The following is a 19,557-nucleotide window of genomic DNA, read 5'->3' as shown; positions in this document are numbered from 1 at the left end:
TGCTCACAGGGAGGACGACCGGAATCAGTCGCCCGGTTCCGCCCCCGGCAAGGCGAAGGGGACGGGCGCGAGAAATCGCGTCAGGACGTTTCGGGTGATCGCGGCGATCTCATTGCCGGATCGCGGCTCTGCCAGCGCGCCGGCCCAGGCGACGGAGCCCGTCGACCAGACCGCGCCGCCAGCCTGGGTCTCGAAGAACACCATGTCGGCGCGCAGGATCGGGCTCATATCGCCGGTGACCGTCGGCCGGTTGACCAGCACTTCCTCGTTGGCGAGCACGTAGCTGTCGTCGAGCCGCTCCGAGGTGGCGACGACGAGCGCGTGCGCCGGCGTGCCCAAGGCGGTGTCGGCGCGGTCGATCTCGATGCCGGCCGCGCCGCCGCCGCTGAGCCCGAAATCGCCGATCAGCCCGTCCGCGACCGCCACCCCGTCGAACAGGAAGGCAAGGCGCGGGTCGGCAGCGTCGGCCGAAAGCCGGTAGGGATGGGAACGGTAGAACCCCTGCCCCGTATAGCCGGTGCCGGCGAGCTTCTGCGGCGGGCGGCCGTTGCGTCGCCACAGCCCGCCATAGGCGCCGTCGAAAGCGTGGTAGTATTCGCCGGGTTCGGAGGCCCAACTGCGGTTGCCGTCCTCAGCGCGCCGCAATTCGATCGTCTCGGGATGATCGGGATGGGTGGAGACGCGCCAGTAAAACCCGTTGCCGCCCAGATAGATCAGCCGGCCGCCGCCATCGAGAAATCCGCCCAGCGCGTCGTGGCTGGCGGTGGTGTGATATTCGGGATGCGACCCGGTGATCACGCAGCGATAAGGCCGCAACGCCGACGCCCCCTCGCGATCGAGATCGTCGTCGGTGACGATGTCGAAGGCAAACCCTTCCCGGTCGAGCCAGGACAAGATCAAAAGGTCGGCGCTAAAATTCCAAAGGCCGCTGCCGAGCCCGCCCTGCCAGGCGCGCTGGGTGTGGCGCAGGGTCAGGCAAGGCCGCCGGCGCGAGGCATAGGACACGCCGCTGCCGTCGGCATGGGTGTCGTAGAGCGACAACCCGTATTCGGGATGCGCGGCGAGCGCGCAATCGCCGGCGGTCAACACCAGCAGGCGACTGGCGAACATTTCCGGATTGGCGCCATGCAGCAGGCAGCGGTCATTGGCGTAGGCAAGCCATGTGAAGGTGGAGGCGAGGAAGGCGAGATCGGCCCCGGGCGCGTGCGGACGCACGAGGATCGGCAGCGCGTCGCGCCCGGCCTGGCCGCTGATCTCGATCAGATAGACCCCACTCGCCAAATCCTCCGGCAGGGCGAGTTCGGCCACGACCGGCCAGCCCGCGTCGGCGAGATCGTCGCTGTGGAAATGGATGGCGGCGTAGTCGCGCGGGGCGTGGCGGAAGCTTTGCTCCCCACCGGACCAGCGCGTGCCCTTGACCGCCCGCGTGGGTAGGTTGACGAGGCGGCCGTGCAGCGATCGCGGACCGACATCCTCGGCGCGCGCGCTGTCGATAGCGCGGCTGAAATCCCAGGCGGCGACGAGGCCTGGATCGCGCGCTTCCCCGCCGTCGGCAAACGCATCGAGGCGTTGCAGCGCCGCTTGCGTGTCCACCGCTCCGGCCCACAAAACCGGCGCCTCGAGCCGGCCATCGAAACGGATCGCGGACAGGCTGGACGACGGCGCGCCGGAGGCGAGCCGCAGAACGGCCTCTCCCGACCCGGTGCGTACGGGAACCGGAAGGCGGAAAGTTCTGTCCCTGCCATCGTCGCGAACGGTGAGCACGAGATCGCCGCCAGGACCGTCCCGGCTCAAAACCATTGCAACCCATGCGCCGGCACGCAGCCGGAACGGCGCCTCGGCACGACGCGGTTCTGTCGCCGGCGCCTCGGCCATCAACATGGGCCGACCCTCAGCGTCGATCAGCGCCGTCATCACGCATTCGCCGAGCGCCAGCGACGCCAGACAGGAACCGCCCGGCGAGAAGACCGTCGGCATGGCCAGAAGAGCAAGCGTGAAACCGTCGGCGAGCAGACCGGCGTCGAGCCGGGCCTCGAACCACGAGCCGATCAAGGTGCGTTGCGGTGCGACCATGCAACTCAGAGCCGGATGATCGACCGGGTCGGCGTCGAGTTCGAGCTCCTCGCCATGGGGGCGCAGAGCGCGAAACCGGTGCAGCCGTATATCGGCCTTCCCGACCTCATCGCTTGACAGGTGTAGCGCTACCGTCTCGCCGGGACGGTATTGCCAGCGCGGCGTGTAGCCGACGATGCCGAAATCAGGTGCCAGCCTCATGACGCGGCACCGCTTTCCAACATCGCGCAGCGCAGGCGGAAGACATGGCGCTCGGCATCTTCAAGCGTGTCGAACACCTCGTCGAGCAGTTCGACCGGCTGGCCACGGCCGCGCAGTCGCGCCAGCCGCCATTGCCTGAACGGAACCACCTCGACCAGAACGTGCTTGCCCTCCGCCGGCAGGCTGCGCAGCTTGAGCAAGAGCCGCTGCAGAGCGGGACCGTGGTCGCCGTACGGCGCGGCCAAAAACTCCTCCAAGAGATCCCGTGGCACAGCCTGCCCGCCATCGAACGTCGTCACGCATTTTTCCTTTCGTATTGGATCAGTGATCGAAGCGGGCGCGGTGCACCCGCTCGAAATGCTCGTGATAATGATGCGGTTCGATCGCCACGTCGATCAGCGCCGGCACGCCCTCGGCATTCGCCTTCAGCGCTTCGGCCACCGCGGCGTCGATCTGGTCGGCACGCTCGACCTTGATGCCGAGGCAGGACTGCGCCCTGGCGATCTGCGCGAAGTCGCTGTTGACCTCGAAGCCGGTGGCCACGAAGGGCTTTTGTCCGAGAAGCTGGTTGTATTGGACCCAGCCGAAGGCGTGGTTGTTGAGCACCACCCAGGTGATGCCGCATTTGAGCTCGGCCGCCGTCGCCAGTTCGGCCAGCGACATCTGCATGGCGCCGTCGCCGGCGAAGCAGACGATCTTCTTGTCCGGCTTGGCGAGCTTGGCGCCGATCGCACCGATGATGCCCATGCTCATCGCCGTCTGCTCGCCCATCGGTACGCAGTCGTCGACGTCGAGAACGCGATAATGCGGCCAATAATAACACCACAGATCGGCGCCGCCGTTCTCCTTCATCAGGATCGTGTCGCGGCCGAAGATGCGATTGACAGCGTCGAGCACGCGCGGCACGCGGATCGGCGTGGAATTGTCGGTGTTGGCGGCCTCGAGCTTGGGTCGATAGTCCTCGCGCAGCGCCTCGACGGCCTCGCGGCGCGCGGCGCGCTCGTCGGCATCGATGTCCGGCAACGCGGCCAAGATGTCGCGCAGCGACAGCCGGGCATCGCCGACCAGCGCGATGTCGGGACGCATGTTCATGCCGATCGTCTCGGGATCGATGTCGATCTGGACGAAACGCGCGTCGGACGGCCAGAACTGCCAACTATTGGTGGAAAACGCTTCCAGGCGCGAGCCGACCGACACGATCAGATCGGCTTCGTCCCACCAGCGCTTGCCGGCTTCGGTGAAGTAGAGGCCCGTCTGGCCAAGCGCATAAGGGCCGTCTTCGGGATAGATGCCGCGCCCGCCTGGTGTAGTCAGGACAGGCATGCCGACACGGTCGGCCAGTTCCGCGACCGCGTCGGCGGCACCGGAAAACACCGCGCCCGACCCGCAGACGAGAAGCGGACGCTCTGCCTCGGCGATGGCGGCGGCGGCGGCCGAAACGGCGTCGGCGTCGGGCCTGGACAAATGCCGGCGCATGCCGGGACGATAGGCGGCCATCTCTGCGGCGACGTCGGCCAGATCCGAGGGCACCTCGATGAAGACCGCGCCCGGGCGGCCGTTCATGGCGACGGCGAAGGCGCGCTCCATGATCCACGGGATCTTGCTTACATCGGTCACCCTGACGGCCCATTTCGTTACCGGACGCATCAGCGACACGGCGTCCAGTTCCTGGAAAGCGCCCATGCCGTCATGGTTTTCGACCACGCCGTTGACGATGGCGATCACCGGCAGCGATCCGGAAGTCGCCTCGAGCATGCCGGTCACCAGCGTGGTGATGCCGGGTCCGGGATTGGAAAAGACGATGCCCGGCCGCCTTTTCAGCCGCGCATAGGCATAGGCGCAGGAAACCGCCGATTTTTCGTCGCGCACCAGCACGAACTTGATCGGGGTGCGTTCGGTCAGGTCGTAGACGAGGTGCTTGGGATTGCCCGGCAGCCCGAACACATAGTCGGTGCCCTCGGCATCGAGGGCTTCGGCAACCGCCTGCCAGACAGTCTTCTTTTCCATGTCTTATCCTCGTTCAGTTTGCGGTCGGACCCGCTTCCGGTGCGGCGAACGCGCCACGTCCCGGAATGGAGTCGATCAGGAGCTTGGTGTAATCTTGGGTGGGCCTGAACAACACGTCGGCCGAGGGGCCCATTTCCACGATCCGGCCGCGCTGCATGACGGCGACGTGGTCGCAGACCTGGGCGGCGACCCGCAGATCGTGGGTGATGAACAACATGCCCAGGCTGAGCCGGCGCTGCAGGTCGGCGAGAAGGTCGAGCACCCGCGCCTGGATCGACACGTCCAGCGCGGAAACGGGTTCGTCGGCGACGATCACGTCCGGCTCCAGCGCGAGCGCCCGGGCAATGCCGATGCGCTGTCTTTGACCGCCGGAAAAGGCGTTCGGATAGCGCAGGGCCGAAGCCGGATCGAGCGCGACCAGTTCAAGCAACTCGGCGACACGCCGCCGCGCATCGGCGCGCGACATGCCGTGGGCAAGCAATCCCTGGGCAACGATCTCGAAGACGGTGCGGCGCGGATTGAGCGAGGCGAACGGGTCCTGGAAGACCATCTGCACGCGGCGGCGCAGCGGCGCCAGGTCGCGGCTGCCGAGATCGAGCAGATTGCGCTCCACGCCGGCGAGGCGCACATCGCCGGCATCGGCGGTCAGAAGCCGCACGATGATACGCGCCAGGGTCGATTTTCCGGACCCCGATTCGCCGACGATGCCAAGCGTTTGACCGCGCGCCAGGCTGAAGCCTGCGTCGCGCACCGCCTCCACCGTGCGGCGCGGACCGAACAAGCCGGTGCGGCTGGAATAGGTCTTGGTCACGCCTTTGGCCGACAGGAGCGGCTCGCCGCCGGTCTTGTCGACGGCCGGGCGCTTTGCCAGCTTGGGAACCGCCGCAAGCAGGGTGCGGGTATAGTCGTGGCTGGGATTGCCCAACACCTCGGCCACCGTCCCACGTTCCACGATCCTGCCGTGCTGCATGACGGCGACCTCGTCGCCGATCTCGGCCACGACGCCGAAATCATGGGTGATCAGCACGATGCCCATGCCGCGCTCGGCCTGGGCGCGCTTGAGCAGGGCCAGGATCTGTTTCTGCGTGGTGACGTCGAGCGCCGTGGTCGGTTCGTCGGCGATCAGCAGTTCCGGATCGAGGGCGAGCGCCATGGCGATCATGACGCGCTGGCGCTGGCCGCCCGAAAGGCTGAACGGGAAGGCCTGGCGCAGCAATTCGGGCTCGGGAAGCCCCATGGCGTCCAGCAGTTTGACGACACGCTCGTCATAGGGACCGGGCACGCCGTGGAAGCGAAACACCTCCTCGATCTGGCGGCCGACACGCATCACCGGGTTGAGCGCGGCCATCGGCTCCTGGAAGATCATGCCGATGCGGCGACCGCGGATAGCGCGGTGTTTTTCGGCGGCAAGCCCGATCAGGTTTTCGCCGTCGAAGCGGATCGTTCCGGAAGAGACCAGCGGCTTGGGCACCAGTCCCATGATGGCGTGCGCCGTCATCGACTTGCCGGAGCCGGATTCGCCGACAACGCACAGGATGCGGCCGGGGGCGATGTCGAGATCGATGCCGTCGACGGCCTTGAGCCGGTCGCCGCCCTCGGGCAGGCGCACGGTCAGGTTCTCGATCGCGACGAGCGGTTCGGCGACAACACGGGGGTTCATGTCTGGATCCTGACCCGACCCTTGAGATGCGGATTGAGCGCGTCGTTGAGCCCCTCGCCGACGAGATTGATGGCAAGCACGGTGACCGCGATCGCCAGCCCGGGAAACACCGACAGCCACCAGGCCTGGCGGAACACGGTGCGCGCGGCGCCGATCATGTAGCCCCACGAGATGCGGTTGGGATCGCCCAACCCAAGGAAGCTCAGGGCGGATTCGGTGAGGATGGCGGTGGCGATCATCAAGGACCCCATGACGATCAACGGCGAGACCGCGTTGGGCAGCACCTCGGACACGATGATGCGGAAGCGCGACACGCCCGACAGAACGGCCGCCTCGACGAATTCGCGCCGGCGCAGGCCCATGAATTCCGAACGCGCCAGGCGGGCGATCGGCGGCCAGGTGACGACGGCGATCGCGGTGACGATCGAGGCCAGCCCCGGCGTCATGATGGCGACGAGCAGGATCGCGAAGATGAAACTCGGAATGGTCTGGAAGAATTCCGTGATGCGTACCAGAAGGTCGTCGATCCAGCCGCCGAAGAAGCCGGCGATCGCCCCGACGGAAACCCCGATCGCCGCCGCGATGACGGTCGATATCAGCCCGATCATCAAGGAGATGCGCGCGCCGTGTACGATGCCGGCCAGCACGTCGCGACCGAGCATGTCGGTGCCGAAGGCGAACTCGCCGCCGGGCGGCAGCAGCGGCCGGCCACGGGTCGACATCGGGTCTATGGGAACGATCAGCGGCGCGGTGATGGCCATGACGACGATCAGCGCCAGTGCGATCGCGCCGACGACCGCGCCGCGGTTTTCGGCGAAACGCTTCAGGAACTCCATCAGGCCCGCCCCGCTATGCGCGGATCGGCGATCCGCAGAACGATATCCGTCACCATGTTGAAGAACACCACCATCAGCGCCGAGATCAAAAAGACGCCGAGCAGCAGGTTGTAGTCGCGCTGGAACAACGCATCGAAGGCCAGCCGGCCGATACCCGGCCAGGCGAACACAGTCTCGACCACGATCGCGCCGCCGACGAGATGGCCCGCCTGCAGGCCGGCGAAGGTGATGATGGGAATGAGCGCGGTGCGCAGAATGTGGGCGGTGGCGACGCGCCATTCCGGCAGGCCCTTGGCCCGCGCGGTCTTGACGTAGTCGAGGGTGGCGGTTTCCAGCATCGAGGCCCTGGTGAGACGGACATAGACGGCGATGTAAAACAGGCCGAGCGTGACGGCCGGCAGGATCAGATGCCGGATGACGTCGAGCGTGCCGGCTAGGGCACCCTTGACCGGGATCATGCTTTGCATGCCGAAGGGCGGCAGCCAGCCGAGCTGGACCGAAAACACCAGGATCAACAGCAGGCCGACCCAGAAGATCGGGGTGGCGTAGAAGACCAGCGCCACCACCATCAAAAGACTGTCGAACACCGATCGTGGGCGCATCGCCGCGATCGCGCCGAGCAGCGGGCCGACGATCAGCGCGAAGACATAGGCCGTGCCGGTGAGAAGCAGCGTGGCGGGAAGACGTTCGAAAATCATGTCGGCGACCGGTCGTCCGGTGCGGAAGCTTTGGCCGAGATCGAGGGTCAGCACGTTTTTGACGTAGGTTGCGAGCTGCACGGCCAGCGGCTGGTCGAGACCGAAATCGCGACGGACCTGATCGAGAAATTGCTGGTCTGCGGCTCCCGCCTCACCCGCCATGACCACGGCGGGATCGCCGGGAGCAAGACGGATGAGGAAGAAGTTGAGAATGGTGATGGCGAGCACCACGGCGAGCGCCTTCACCACCCATTGCAGGACGAAGCCCAGTTGCGGCATCTCTGCCTATTCCTCGAAATAGGCTTCGGCGAAATTGTCGTTCGGACCGAGCCCGTTGCGCACCACATTCTTCAGCTTGGCGCTGTGAATGGTCGGCCATTGCAACTCCACCAGCCAGGCCAGCGCGACTTCGTCGGCCACGATCTTCTGGACCTGATGATACAGCTCGCGCCGCTTGTCCTCGTTGGGCTCGCTGGCCGCCTCGGCGAACAAGCGGTCCACCTCGGGGTTGGTGTAGCCGGAGGTGTTGGTGAACAGGACACCCTTGCGCTGGTTTTCAGTGATGTAGCTTCGCGCCACGCCCAGGGCAGGGTCCGACAGGGTCGTGAGATAGGTGGTCGACATGTCGACGTCCCAATTGGAGATGCGGCTGCCCCAGCCGGCCACGTCGGACGTCTCGATCGTCACCTCGACGCCGACCTCGCCGAGCGCCTGGCGAATATATTGCGACAGCCGGTCCCACAGCTCGCCATAGGGCAGGCCGAGCAGGCCGATCTTGGCGCGCACGCCGTCGGCGTCGGCTTCCAGTCCCATCTCGTCGAGAAGCGCCTTGGCCTTTTCCGGATCGTATTCATAGGTGGGTACATCGTCCGTGTAGAACGGCGAAGAGGAATGGATCGGCCCCGTGGGAATGGCGGCCAGGCCGAAGAAGATGCTGTCGCGGATGAATTCGCGGTTGAGCGCGTGCATGACCGCCTTGCGGAACCGCACGTCGTTGAACGGCTCGCGCCGCAGGTTCATTTCCAGCCAGGAGATCGGCGCGCCCCATTCCCAGCCCTTCGTGGTCATCTCCAGGTGGGGCATGGCGGCAAGCCGCGCGACATCGACGAGTTCGATATCGTTCTGGGTCGCGAGATGGACCTGATCCGTTTCCAGCGCCAGGGCGCGCGAGGCGCTGTCGGGGATGAAGCGGTAGTAGATCTCGTCGAGATAGGGACGGCCGTCCAGCCAGTAGGCGTCGTTGCGCACCAGGTGGATATATTCGCCGCTCGCCCATTCCGAGAACTTGAACGGCCCGGTGCCGATCGGCGCCCGGTTGGCCGGATTCTCGCGAATGTCGGAGCCGTTATAGACATGCTCGGGAACGATCGGCGCGCCGATCACGTCGAAGCTGCGGATTAGCGGTCCGTAGGGCTCTTCGAGCGTCAGCACCACGGTGTGGTCGTCCGGCGCGGTCACTTTCGTGCGCGCGAAGGTCGGGCGCGAGCGCGGATGAACTTCGGGAATGAACTTCGTCAGCGAATAGACCACGTCCTCAGCGTTGAAATCCTCGCCATCGTGCCATTTCACGCCCTGGCGCAGCTTGAACGTATAGGTCAGCCCGTCTTCGCTGACCTCCCAGCTCTCGGCCAGCATGGGCTGCGGCGACAGCGCGAAATCGTAGGTGAGCAGCCCTTCGAAAATCTTGCTCGACGGCAGCAGCGTCGGCGCGTTGAGGTGGATGCCGATGACGATGCCCGGCGGTTCCGGCCAGAGCGTCGAGTTCAGCGTTCCTCCTTGTTGCGGCTCGGCGCGCGCAGCACCTGCCCCGGCAAGGGCCAGCGCAAACACGACCGCCATCAGGCGGCCTATCAATCCCATTGTGGTTCTTCTTCGCATGACGTTCTCCCTCACTCACGCATTGCAGTGACTATCGAGCAACAAGTGTCCTTGAGAAAGAGCCATTGCCGGCTATTGTCATGGGGCCACTCCGGGAAAATGAAAGGGAGCAGTCCGATGGACGCCGACGAGGAGAAATCGGGAGGCATTTTCCGGGCGATCGAAAGCGACCCGTCCATTCCCCTGCAGCGCCGGGTTTACGAGCGTTTCGCAACGGCGATCCTCGACGGCCAGTTGCGTCCGGGCGACAGGCTGCCCTCGACGCGCGAACTGGCAAAGACGCTTGGCGTTGCCCGCAACACCGCGACCTGGGCATTCGAACAACTCGCCGTCGAGGGCTTCATCGAGACGCGTCACGGCTCGGGCACCTTCGTCTCCTCGCAACTGCCCGACGCCGGCAGCGGCGGCCGGCTGCGCGTGCCGCAGGACGAGGAGACCGCCGCCGCGCGGCTGGCACGGCGCGCGGAACGGTTTTCCGTTGTCGCGCGGTCGCTGCGCATCCCGCAAAAACCGGTTCCCTTCAGGATCAACATGCCGGCCGTCGACGCCTTTCCGGTGGCGCTGTGGCGCCGGCTGATGAAGTCGCTCCTGTCGGAAAGCGGCGTTGGCGCCGGCTACCTTCTGGGCGAAACCGAGCCGGCCGGGTACGGACCGCTGCGCGAGGCGATCGCACGCTACCTGATGATCAGCCGCGGCGTCACCTGCACGCCCGAGCAGGTGGTGATCGTGGCCGGCGCGCAACAGGGGCTCGATCTCGCCGCACGCCTGCTGCTCGACCCCGGCGACAAGGTGTGGTGCGAGGATCCGGGCTTTCCCGGCTCCGTTGCCGCGCTGCTGGCCGCCGGGGCGACGATCGGCGCCGTGCCGGTCGACGCCGACGGCATCGACGTGGAGACCGGCATGCGGCTTCATCCCGACGCCCGCCTAGCGGTCGTGTGCCCGTCCTCGCAATTCCCGCTCGGCGCCACCTTGTCTCTGGCGCGCCGGCTGGCGTTGATCGAATGGGCCCGCCGGCACGATGGCTGGATCATCGAGGACGACTACGACAGCGAATTCCGCTATCGCGGTCGCCCGGTGCGGTCGCTCCAGGGACTCGATGGCGGCGTGCGGGTCGTCTATATCGGAACGTTTTCCAAGGTGCTGTTTCCCGGATTGCGGCTCGCCTATCTCGTCGTGCCGAAACCCTATGTCGACCTGTTCGTCAACGCCCGTATCGTCGCCGGCCGGCAGTCGCCGACCTTCGAACAGGTGCTGGTCGAGAAATTCATGACCGAAGGCCATCTCGCGCGCCATATCGCGCGCATGCGCCGGCTCTACGCCGAGCGACGGACGGTGCTGATGGAGACCTTCCGCCAGGCCATTCCCGATCATCTGCGGTTACGACCGTCCGACACGGGGCTGCAAATGCTCGGCTGGCTGCCGGACGGCTGGGACGATGCCGAAATCGCAAGACGTTCGGCGGCAGCCGGCCTTGAAATGACGCCTCTGTCGCGACTGACCGTGGACCGCACGCTGCCGCCGGCGCTGCTTCTCGGCTTCGGCAATTTCACCGCCGTGGAGATGAAAAACGCGGCGGCGCGGCTGGCCGCGATCATGGAGGACTACCGCAACGAGCGGCCGGCCGCCGGCTGAAGCGCCCAACGGCCCTGCCGATCCGCTACTGCGCGGATGATGCGGGGATCTCGACCGTCCCGCCGCTGCGAAAGGCGGCCTCGGCGGCCAGACAGATCTCGACGGCGAGTCTGGCCTCGACGGGCGAAAAGACCGATCGGCCCTCGCGAAAGCCGGCAAAGGCGCGGCGCAGATTTTCCTCCAGTTCGAAGACCTCGCCCGACTGCGGGATCGCCACCTCTTCCGGCTCGCCGCCCCGCCGCTGCACCTTCAAAAGGAAATCGGGATGTTCGGTGCGGTCCATCGCGCCCGACCACCAGGTGCGGGCCGCGCCCGCCTCGCCGGCGACCTCCAGCAGCGTGTGATGCTCGAAGCCGGACAGGCACTGGCTGAGCAGGGCCATCGACCCGTCCTCCCATTCCAGCGTGGTGGCGAAATTGCGCACCAACCCGCTTTCGCCGCCATTGCCGATCGCCCGCACCCGGGCCGGCTTGCCGTTTTCAGCCGCGTACCACATCACCAGATCGAAGAAATGAACCAGCTCCTCCAGAACCCAGGAGCCGACCTTCTCGGGATCGTAGCGCCAGCCGCCGGAACCCTGGCGGAATTTGTGTCTGAACAGCGACAAATGCTGATAGCGCACCTTGCCGAGATCGCCCGAAGCGACGATGTCGCGCATGGCGCCCCATTGGCGCGACACCCGCAATTCGTGATTGACGGCCACCAGGCCGCCGCTGCGCGCGCTGGCGGCGATGATCTCGTCGCACTGGTCGAGCGTCAGGCCGAGCGGCTTTTCCAGGAACACGTTGGCGCCGGCGTCGAGCGCGGCGGTGGCGAAACGGCTGTGAACATGGTTGGGCACGGTGATGTCGACAACGTCGAACCCGCCGGCCGAAAGCATGGCGTCGTAGTCGGTGTAGCGTGGCACGTCAGGCAGCTTGTCGGCGGCCGCCCTGGCCGAATTCTCGCCATGGCAATAAAGGGCGACGATCTCGGCATCGGCGATCGCCGACAGCGCCTTGGCATGCATCTGCCCCCATGCTCCGAAACCGGCAAGGGCGACGCGCGTGACATTTGTGGTCATGGACTGGCCTTTCGTTTTGCGTGTGTGGCAAGGCTTTGCGGGTAAGCCGGCAGCGACAAGGGCGACCGCCGGGCCGCCGCGCGACCGTGTCAGTGATCGTGCAACACTCCATCTCGATAATACGGCGTCTCCCACAAGCGCGGGACGGGCTCGCAGAATTGACCGGCGCGCAGCAGGCCGCGTGGGCGAAAGAGCATCGCCCCCTCGCGCTCCACGCCGGCCACGTCGACGAAGGGATAGCGCGCCTCGACCGTCTCGAGCAGGCTGATGTCGGCCGGCGCGCCGACCGAGAGATGACCGAGATCCGGGCGCCGCATGGCTTTCGCCGGCGCGTCGGTCGCCATGGCGATCACATCCGACAGGCCGACGCCGCAGGTCGCCAGCTTGCTCATCGTGTGCAGGAGATCGAAGGCCGGGCCGTCCACGCACAACATATGCACGTCGCTGGAGACGATATCGGGCGCGAAATCGTGCATGATCGCCGCCTCGGCGCTGGAAAAGCCGAAGGCGCCCATGCCGTGGCCGATATCGAACAGCACACCGCGCCGCCGGGCCTCCAGCAGCGCCGGCAAGAGACGGCCGGCATCGTCGACCGGCGCGTTGGGCGCCGGTCGGAAGCAATGGGTAAGGATGTCCCCCGGCCGCAACCGGGCCAGGATCTCGTCATAGCCGGGCGGCGGCTTGCCGACATGGGTCATCACCGGCAGGCCGGTCTGCCGCGCCGCCTCGAGAGCCCGCTCCAGCGCCTCGAGGCCGATCCGGCCCGACGTGCCGGCGCCGAGGCGCACCTTGATGCCGACGACGACGTCGCGATTTTCACCAACAACCGCCACGCAGCGCTCGACTGAAAGCAGTTCGGAAAGGCTCGCCTCGCCGAACATCAAGCCTCTGTCGAACGCGAAGATGCCGGGAAAGGAAATGTTGAGGAACGCCAGGATGCGCGAGCGCGAAGGCGTGATGACGAAGTCCCTGAGCCCGGCGAAATTGCCGGCGCCGGCGCTGCCGGCATCGACCATGCAGGTCACGGCCGACCGCTCGGCGACCGGATCGGGCGCGACCCCGTAGGAGGTGGCCCGGTGGTAGATATGGGTGTGCAGGTCGATCAGTCCCGGCGTCACGAGGAGGCCGCGCAGATCGCGAACCGCGCGCGCGGACCCCGGATCGAGGCTGGCTGCGACCGCCGCGACCCTGCCATCGGAGATCGCGATGTCGCGCACCCCGTCTATGCCGTTGCGCGGATCGACCAGCCTTGCGCCGGTCAGAAGCAGATCGTGCGGCGGTGCCTCGCTCACCATTGCAGCGGCGTGCCGTCATAGGACAAGAACTGGCCGGTTTCGTGATTGCCGAGCCGACCGATCACGCCGCGCATGGAGGTCACGCTGACGTCGACCGACAACGCGCCGCCTCCGCCGCCGCCGGCCGTGTCGACCCAGCCCGGATGAATGAGCAGCATGGTGATGCCGCGGGCGAACAGGTCGACCGCAAGACTGCGGGTCAAGGCGTTGAGGCCGGCCTTGCTGGCCCGGTAGCCGTAATGCCCGCCCGACAGGTTGAGGCCGATCGACCCCATCCGGCTGGTGATGACGGCCACGCGGCGCTGCGTGCTGGCCGCGACATTGTCGACGAAGGTTTCGACAAGCCGCAACGGCCCGATCGTGTTGACCTCGTACATCCGACGCACATAGTCGAAATCGAGGCTGCCGAGACGGCCCGTATCAAGCCCCACGCCGGCATTGGAGATCAAAAGATCGACCGGTTCGTCGCCGAGTTCGCGCTTCAGAGCGGCGAACTGGGCCGGATCGGTCACGTCGAGCGCGTGGTTGCGGATCGACGGCTCAGCGCCAATGGCGTTGGCCGGATCGCGATGGGTGGCGATCACCGCCCAGCCATCGCGCGCATATTGGCGGGCAAACTCGCGCCCGAGCCCGGTGTCGCAGCCGGTAATCAAGACCGTCGGCATGTCCGTCCTCCCGTCGGGCCGCTTCGGCCCGCTTGCTTTTCGTTTCGCGCTCCGGTCACGCCGACCCCGCCTCGAAACGCCAGCGCATGATGTGACGCGCGTCCCCACCCGGGGCGAGGAAAACCATCGAGGGTTTTTCCACCAGTTCGCCGGCAAAACCGCTCGGATCGCCGTGACCGGTCCAGGCTTCGATGCACAGGAACCGGGCCGGCGGGCGGGCCCACAGCGCGAAATGGGCAAACCCCTCCGTCTCGACCGCGATCGCCGCACCGCCGGGCGAGACGAAACGCAGGCCTCGGCTGCGGGCGTCGAGAAAACACAAAGCCTCGCGCGCCATCAGATCGCCGGCCAGCGGCAGGTCGCGCCCCTCGAGCGGGAGCGCGCGGCGCGCCTCGGTAAACAGCCCGTCCGGGTCGATCACCGGCACCGAGGCCTGCTCAGCGCTCTCGAACAGGATGCGATAGTCTTCGGGTTCGCCGTCGGCGAAGGGCCAGCGAAAGCCGGGATGCAGGCCGAGCGCATAGGGCAGCGGGCCCGAACCCGGGTTGGTCAGCGTAAAGACGGCCTCGACCGCCCGTTCGCCGAGGCGATAGAACACCTCCAGGCAGAACGCGAACGGATAGGCGGCGCGGGTCTCGTCATTGTCGCGCAACCTTAGCCGAAGCGTCGTTTCGGTGCGTTCGACCGGCACGAAATCCTGGCCGGCCGCAAAACCGTGCGTGGGCATGGGATAGCGGCGGCCATCGACCCTGATCATGCCGTCCTTGACCCGGCCGACGACCGGAAACAGCAGCGGGCTCGACCGCGGCCATTGCGGCCCTGCGGACCACACGAGCTCAGCCGGGCCCACACGCCATGCAACGACCTCCGCGCCACAACGGCGTATGCGCAGGCGGCTCGTCCCGCTCCGCAGAACCGCCTCTTCGCTCACCGTCTCACCCGGACAGTCAGGCCGCCAACTGCAGCCAGCAGGACGCGACGCGGCAGTTCAAGCCCCGGCGCGCGCATTCCTTGCTTTGCGGACATGCCACCTTCCTGCTGTCTCGACCGACGCCCGCCTGAACTCCGATAAGGTCGCGGACCGGACAGTCCAGCAGATACCCGATGATGCGGCCTGCGGACAGAGCCGGTTTCGAGCGAAACGACAGGTCCAATCTCAACATTCTTGCCACCGGACACAGGCCTCGACGACACGTCGGTGGGCAAACGCCGAGACCGCCACGAACCTGGATTTGCGCACCACCGGCAAACGGACCACAATAAGACAAGGCTTGGGCCGGCGGCCTAAGACGGCTCCGTTCAACAGGGAGCGAGTGCGAACGAGCAATGGCTTGCACGTTCGCCGACGCAGAGTCGGCTTTGGCTTGCTCCCGCCGGCCGGCTGGCCTAATCGACTGGACCGGCTCCAGTCAGGCCGCCGGTTATGTTGGTGAATTCGTGGTATCACAGATATCGGGAGCAAAACGATAGAGACACGCCAGCTCTCCTATTTCCTCGTCGCGTGCCAGCACAAGAACCATGCCGAGGCCGCCGCGCATGCCGGGATTTCCGCCTCGGCGCTGAGCGAAAACCTGCGGCTGCTCGAGGAGGAGCTGGGCATCAAGCTGTTCCAGCGCGGGCCGCTCGGGCACTATCCGAGCGAGGCTGCGCGCTGGCTCTACCAGCGCGTCGAGGTGGCGCTGCAACGGATCGAAACCCTCGAGGCGGGAGCGGACCGGGTCCGCGACGTGCGCTTCAAGCGCCTGGAAATCACCACGCCGCTGCAATTCATGCTCGGGCGTCTCTCGCGCGCCGCGAGCCAAGCCGTGCGGGATCTGGGAAAAACACACCCTCAAGCGCTCGCCCGGGTTCAATTCCGAACCAACTGGCTGGCCGAGGACGGCGACCTGGCTTTGCCCATTCCCGGCCGCTCGGCCCCGGTCGAACGCGTGACGCTGGAATATGTGGACGAGGCGGATCCGGACGATCTGCTGTTTCAGGACGACTGGATCGCGATCACCAATTTCGATCGCAGCCTGGAACAGGGCCGCGTGATCGATTTCGACACTTTGCGAAACCTGCGCCTTTTGCTGCCGCCATTGCTGCCGGCGCAGACGCGGCATGCGCGCGCCTATTGCGCCCGTCACAACCTGCCCGAACCGGTAATCGTGGAGGAGGACGTGGGGACCTTTCCCACGCTTTCGCGCGATGCCCGCCCATTCGCGCTGCTTGCGCCGCGCAGTCTTGTCGCCGGGGGACTGTCGCGCCTGCAACTCGACCATGTCAGCCTGCCGCGTGAACTCGTCAGCCCGGTCGCGGCCAGCGTTCACGACGGCAGCGAACTTGGTCAGGCCTATGTCGAGCACCTGAAGCGCATCCTCAAGGAGCCCGACCGCCCGGTCGTCTACGACCCGCACATCACGCTGCGGCAAATGCGCTACTTCCTGGTTCTCTTCGACCAGATGAACATGACCGCCGCCGCACGCAAGCTGAACGTCGTCCAGCCGGCGCTGTCCAATCAGTTGCGCAAACTCGAGGCAATGATCGGCCGACCGCTGTTCGAGCGCCAGCGCACCGGCCTGAAGCCGACTCCGCAGGCCGAAGCCCTCGCGCCGCTGATCGAGGAAGCCGTCGAGCTTTGCAGCAACGTGACGGTGGAGGCGCGCCGCCAGGCCTCGCAACAGGGCCGCAGGCTGACCGTCGGCGTGGTTCCGCTTCTCAACCATCGCGGCACGCTGGTGAAAGCCATCGCCGGTGCGCTCGAGGACTGGACCACGGCGTATCCCGACGTCAAGCTGCACGTGGTCGAGGCGGCGGCGACGGTGCTGCACCGCTGGGTCGAGAACGGCCAGATCAGCCTCGGCCTGGTCGAGGCGCACGTGTCGCGCTCGGTTCAGCTCGATCTGAACAGCCAGGACCGGCTGGTGGTCGTCTCGAAATCCGGCCGCGCCATGCTCGCGCCCGGAGATGTGCCGCTTGCGCGGCTTGCGGACCTGCCCCTGGTGCTGCCGAGCGACACGTTCGGCCTTCGGCAACTGATCAACAGGGCCGCCGAGGAAGCCCGCGTTTCCATCGTGCCGCGCATCGAGGTCAATTCACTCGCCGTGGTGCTGGCGCTGGTGCGCCGCATGCCGCTGGTGACGGTTATGCCGGAAACGACGGTCCAGCCGTTCGTGGCCGAAGGCGCCTTCCAGATCAACACCATCGTCGAGCCGGCGATCCACCGCCGGCTGTCGATCATCTTTTCGACGTCGCGCAGCCTGACGGAGATCGAGCGCGCCCTGGTGGACACGCTCAGGCGCCACCTGGCATAGGCGGCGCCCCAGGCTAGCGCATCGAACGGTAACGGGAAAAATGCCGTTCCGGCGCGCCAAACACCAGTTCGTTGACCAGGATGCGCTTGACGTAGCGGCCGACCGCGTGCTCGTCGGTCATGGCGATGGCGCCGTGAATCTGGATCGCCTCCTCGCCGATCAGCCGGCCCGACCACACGGACTGGATCCAGGCCGCGACCGCCAGCGCTCCGGCCTCGTTCCGATCCGGGGCAGCCGCCGCCGAGGCGACCAGGGAACGAACCTCGTCGAGCTTGATCCACATGTCGACCAGCCGGAACTGCAGGCTCTGGAACGAACCGATCGGCCGGCCGAACTGCTTGCGCAACTTCGCATAGTCGAGCGTCTGCTCGTAAAGCACCTGCATGGCGCCGAGATTGTCGGCAGCCGCGGCAAGCAGCGCCTCGGTCTCCACTTCGCGCAGCAGCGCTTCGGCCTCGCCGTCCTCGTCCAGGCGGTCGACCGCCGCCACCGCGACATCGTCGAAACCGACACGTCCCGCCTTGCGCCCGTCCGGCAGGGGCTGGACCGTGATCGTCACGCCTGGCGCGTCGGCCCGCACCAGAAACAGGCCAGTCTCCTCGGTCGCGCCGATCCGCGCCACAGCCAGCACCGCGTCGGCCTCGTCGACGGACAGGACATGATCGCACGCGCCGACCAGGCGCCAGCCGGCGCCGGCCGGGTGCGCCGCAAGCGTCGGGGCGGCGCCGACCGCAAAGGCCGCCGCAACGCGCTGCTCGCCTTCCATCACCGCCGCAAGCGCGTGCGAACCGCGCGGGCAGCGCGCCAGCACGCCGCCGGCCATGACGGCGAACGGCAGATAAGGGGTTGCCAGCAGCCCGCGACCATGGCCCTGCATGACCGCCGAAACACCGGCCGTGCCGAGCCCGAGCCCGCCGACCTCTTCGGGATAGGGCAGGTAGAGCCAGCCGAGCTCGGCCAGTTCCTTCCAACCGTTTTCTATCTGAGCCTTGCCGTCCGACCGGTTTGCGACGTAGCGCGCCACCGTATCGGTAAGCATGTGGAGTTCATCATCAAGATTGGTGCTCATCGCCGCTCACCCGAGTTCCAGAATCTGCTTGGCAAGGATCATGCGCTGAACCTCGTTCGATCCGCCCCAGATCGTCAGCTTGCGCTGGTTGAGATAGGTCGCGATCGCGCCCATCGCCGACGGATTGTCGGACGGTTCCAACGCATCCAGGAAGGCCTCGGAATGGACGAGGCAGTTCTCGGCGTGCAGGTCGACCCTGAGCCTCGACAGCGCCTGGGCGATCTCGGTGCCGCGAATCTTGAGCTTCGAGGCTTCCGGACCGGGATTTTCGCCGCCGACGCTGCGTGCCAGGAGGTGCAGCTCCATGTGCTCCAGCGCCAGAAGCTCGATTTCCAGGCGGGTCAGCCGCTCGGCCATGCGCGCGTCATCGGCCTTGCCGAGTGCCTCGGCGTCGGCCCGGATCTCGGAAAGGACACGCCGCGAGCGCGCCGCACCCGACATCGAAAACCGCTCGAATTCCAATAGGAACTTGGCATAGGTCCAGCCCTGGCCCTCCTCGCCGATGCGGTTTTCGACCGGCACCAAAACATCGTTGAAGAAGACCTCGTTGAACTCCTCGTCGCCGTCGATCGTCTTGATCGGGCGCACGGTGATGCCGGGCGAACGCATGTCGATCAACAAGAAGGAGATGCCGCGCTGCGGCTTCACCTCGAGATCGGTCTTGACCAGGCAGAACATCCAGTCGGCCCAGTTCGCCCAGGTGGTCCAGATCTTCTGGCCGTTGACGCGATAGTGGTCGCCCTCGCGCACCGCCGTGGTCTTCAGCGCGGCGAGATCGGAGCCTGCCCCCGGTTCGGAATAACCCTGACACCAGAAGTCCTTGTTTTCGCGGATACCGGGCAGGAAACGCGCCTTCTGCTCGTCATTGCCGAAGGTGAAGATGACCGGACCGGCCATCGCAATACCAAACTGGCACGGATGCGGACATGACAGGGCGCCATATTCGCGCTCGAACAGATAGCGCTGGGTCTGGGTCAGGCCCGGTCCGCCGGCGGAGGCGGGCCAGCCGACCGCGTACCAGTTGCGGGCCGCCAGAACGTCCTGCCAGGACGTGTAGTCGTCCCTGGTCAGTCGTTGATTGTAGCGCACCTTGCGCGCCAGTTCGGCAGGCAGGTTGTCGCTTAGATAGGCGCGGACCTCGGCGCTGAAGGCCTTGTCCTCTTCGGAAAAAATCATCGTCATGGTCT

General features: G+C 66.5%; 15 protein-coding genes. 2 read left to right on the top strand and 13 right to left on the bottom strand.

All coding sequences use genetic code 11. The features are described 5' to 3' along the window. Positions 1-24: 24 nt before the first annotated feature. The 7 genes from EP380_RS02360 to EP380_RS02330 are packed head-to-tail and all read right to left on the bottom strand — an operon-like array spanning position 25 to position 9,335. Entirely contained in the window at positions 25-2,274 is a 2,250-nt protein-coding gene (locus EP380_RS02360; protein WP_127596189.1) for a N,N-dimethylformamidase beta subunit family domain-containing protein, read from the bottom strand. Continuing rightward, positions 2,271-2,573 (bottom strand): N,N-dimethylformamidase alpha subunit family protein, encoded by a 303-nt coding sequence (locus EP380_RS02355; protein ID WP_106571357.1) that lies wholly within the window; start codon positions 2,571-2,573, stop codon positions 2,271-2,273. Before EP380_RS02355 ends, EP380_RS02360 begins: the two co-directional genes overlap by 4 nt. 22 nt (positions 2,574-2,595) lie before the next feature. Then, complete coding sequence (locus EP380_RS02350; RefSeq protein ID WP_127596185.1) at positions 2,596-4,281, bottom strand: thiamine pyrophosphate-binding protein; 1,686 nt, start codon at positions 4,279-4,281, stop codon at positions 2,596-2,598. Between the two features lie 13 nt (positions 4,282-4,294). After that, the gene (locus EP380_RS02345) at positions 4,295-5,941 is read right to left on the bottom strand and encodes an ABC transporter ATP-binding protein (protein WP_127596182.1); all 1,647 of its coding nucleotides are present in this window, start codon (positions 5,939-5,941) and stop codon (positions 4,295-4,297) included. Then, entirely contained in the window at positions 5,938-6,780 is an 843-nt protein-coding gene (locus EP380_RS02340; protein WP_420845830.1) for an ABC transporter permease, read from the bottom strand. Before EP380_RS02340 ends, EP380_RS02345 begins: the two co-directional genes overlap by 4 nt. Further along, positions 6,777-7,754 (bottom strand): ABC transporter permease, encoded by a 978-nt coding sequence (locus EP380_RS02335; protein ID WP_127596176.1) that lies wholly within the window; start codon positions 7,752-7,754, stop codon positions 6,777-6,779. The genes EP380_RS02340 and EP380_RS02335 overlap by 4 nt, the downstream gene beginning before the upstream one ends. A gap of 6 nt (positions 7,755-7,760) precedes the next feature. Beyond that, on the bottom strand, positions 7,761-9,335 hold the full coding sequence (locus tag EP380_RS02330; protein WP_127596776.1) for an ABC transporter substrate-binding protein: 1,575 nt from the start codon (positions 9,333-9,335) through the stop codon (positions 7,761-7,763). Positions 9,336-9,470: 135 nt separating this feature from the next. Between EP380_RS02330 and pdxR the strand changes: the two genes are divergently transcribed. Continuing rightward, positions 9,471-10,985, top strand: coding sequence for a MocR-like pyridoxine biosynthesis transcription factor PdxR (gene pdxR / locus EP380_RS02325; RefSeq protein ID WP_164749722.1), 1,515 nt, complete (start codon positions 9,471-9,473; stop codon positions 10,983-10,985). A 25-nt stretch (positions 10,986-11,010) separates the two neighbouring features. On the opposite strand, the gene EP380_RS02320 is transcribed toward pdxR, so the two are convergent. The 4 genes from EP380_RS02320 to EP380_RS02305 all read right to left on the bottom strand — a co-directional run bounded on the left by EP380_RS02320 (position 11,011) and on the right by EP380_RS02305 (position 14,939). Further along, positions 11,011-12,048: a Gfo/Idh/MocA family protein gene (locus tag EP380_RS02320; RefSeq protein ID WP_127596170.1), complete on the bottom strand. Its 1,038-nt coding sequence runs from the start codon at positions 12,046-12,048 to the stop codon at positions 11,011-11,013. 89 nt (positions 12,049-12,137) lie between these two features. Next, positions 12,138-13,343, bottom strand: a complete 1,206-nt coding sequence (locus tag EP380_RS02315; RefSeq protein ID WP_127596167.1) for an amidohydrolase/deacetylase family metallohydrolase — start codon at positions 13,341-13,343, stop codon at positions 12,138-12,140. Further along, on the bottom strand, positions 13,337-14,008 hold the full coding sequence (locus EP380_RS02310; protein WP_127596164.1) for an SDR family oxidoreductase: 672 nt from the start codon (positions 14,006-14,008) through the stop codon (positions 13,337-13,339). The genes EP380_RS02315 and EP380_RS02310 overlap by 7 nt, the downstream gene beginning before the upstream one ends. 55 nt (positions 14,009-14,063) lie before the next feature. Then, positions 14,064-14,939, bottom strand: coding sequence for an aldose 1-epimerase family protein (locus EP380_RS02305; protein ID WP_127596160.1), 876 nt, complete (start codon positions 14,937-14,939; stop codon positions 14,064-14,066). A 502-nt stretch (positions 14,940-15,441) separates the two neighbouring features. Here EP380_RS02305 and EP380_RS02295 point away from each other — a divergent pair. Then, complete coding sequence (locus EP380_RS02295) at positions 15,442-17,301, top strand: LysR family transcriptional regulator (protein ID WP_420845829.1); 1,860 nt, start codon at positions 15,442-15,444, stop codon at positions 17,299-17,301. Between the two features lie 13 nt (positions 17,302-17,314). On the opposite strand, the gene EP380_RS02290 is transcribed toward EP380_RS02295, so the two are convergent. Together EP380_RS02290 and EP380_RS02285 are read right to left on the bottom strand one after the other, a co-directional pair. After that, complete coding sequence (locus tag EP380_RS02290; protein WP_127596153.1) at positions 17,315-18,370, bottom strand: acyl-CoA dehydrogenase family protein; 1,056 nt, start codon at positions 18,368-18,370, stop codon at positions 17,315-17,317. A 6-nt stretch (positions 18,371-18,376) separates the two neighbouring features. Continuing rightward, on the bottom strand, positions 18,377-19,552 hold the full coding sequence (locus EP380_RS02285; RefSeq protein ID WP_127596149.1) for an acyl-CoA dehydrogenase family protein: 1,176 nt from the start codon (positions 19,550-19,552) through the stop codon (positions 18,377-18,379). Between the last annotated feature and the right edge of the window lie 5 nt (positions 19,553-19,557).

This window comes from Nitratireductor alexandrii (assembly GCF_004000215.1).
GTDB lineage: Bacteria > Pseudomonadota > Alphaproteobacteria > Rhizobiales > Rhizobiaceae > Mangrovimarina > Mangrovimarina alexandrii.
Note: the sequence above shows the minus strand (reverse complement) of the source record. Positions and strands in the feature narration are given on the sequence as shown.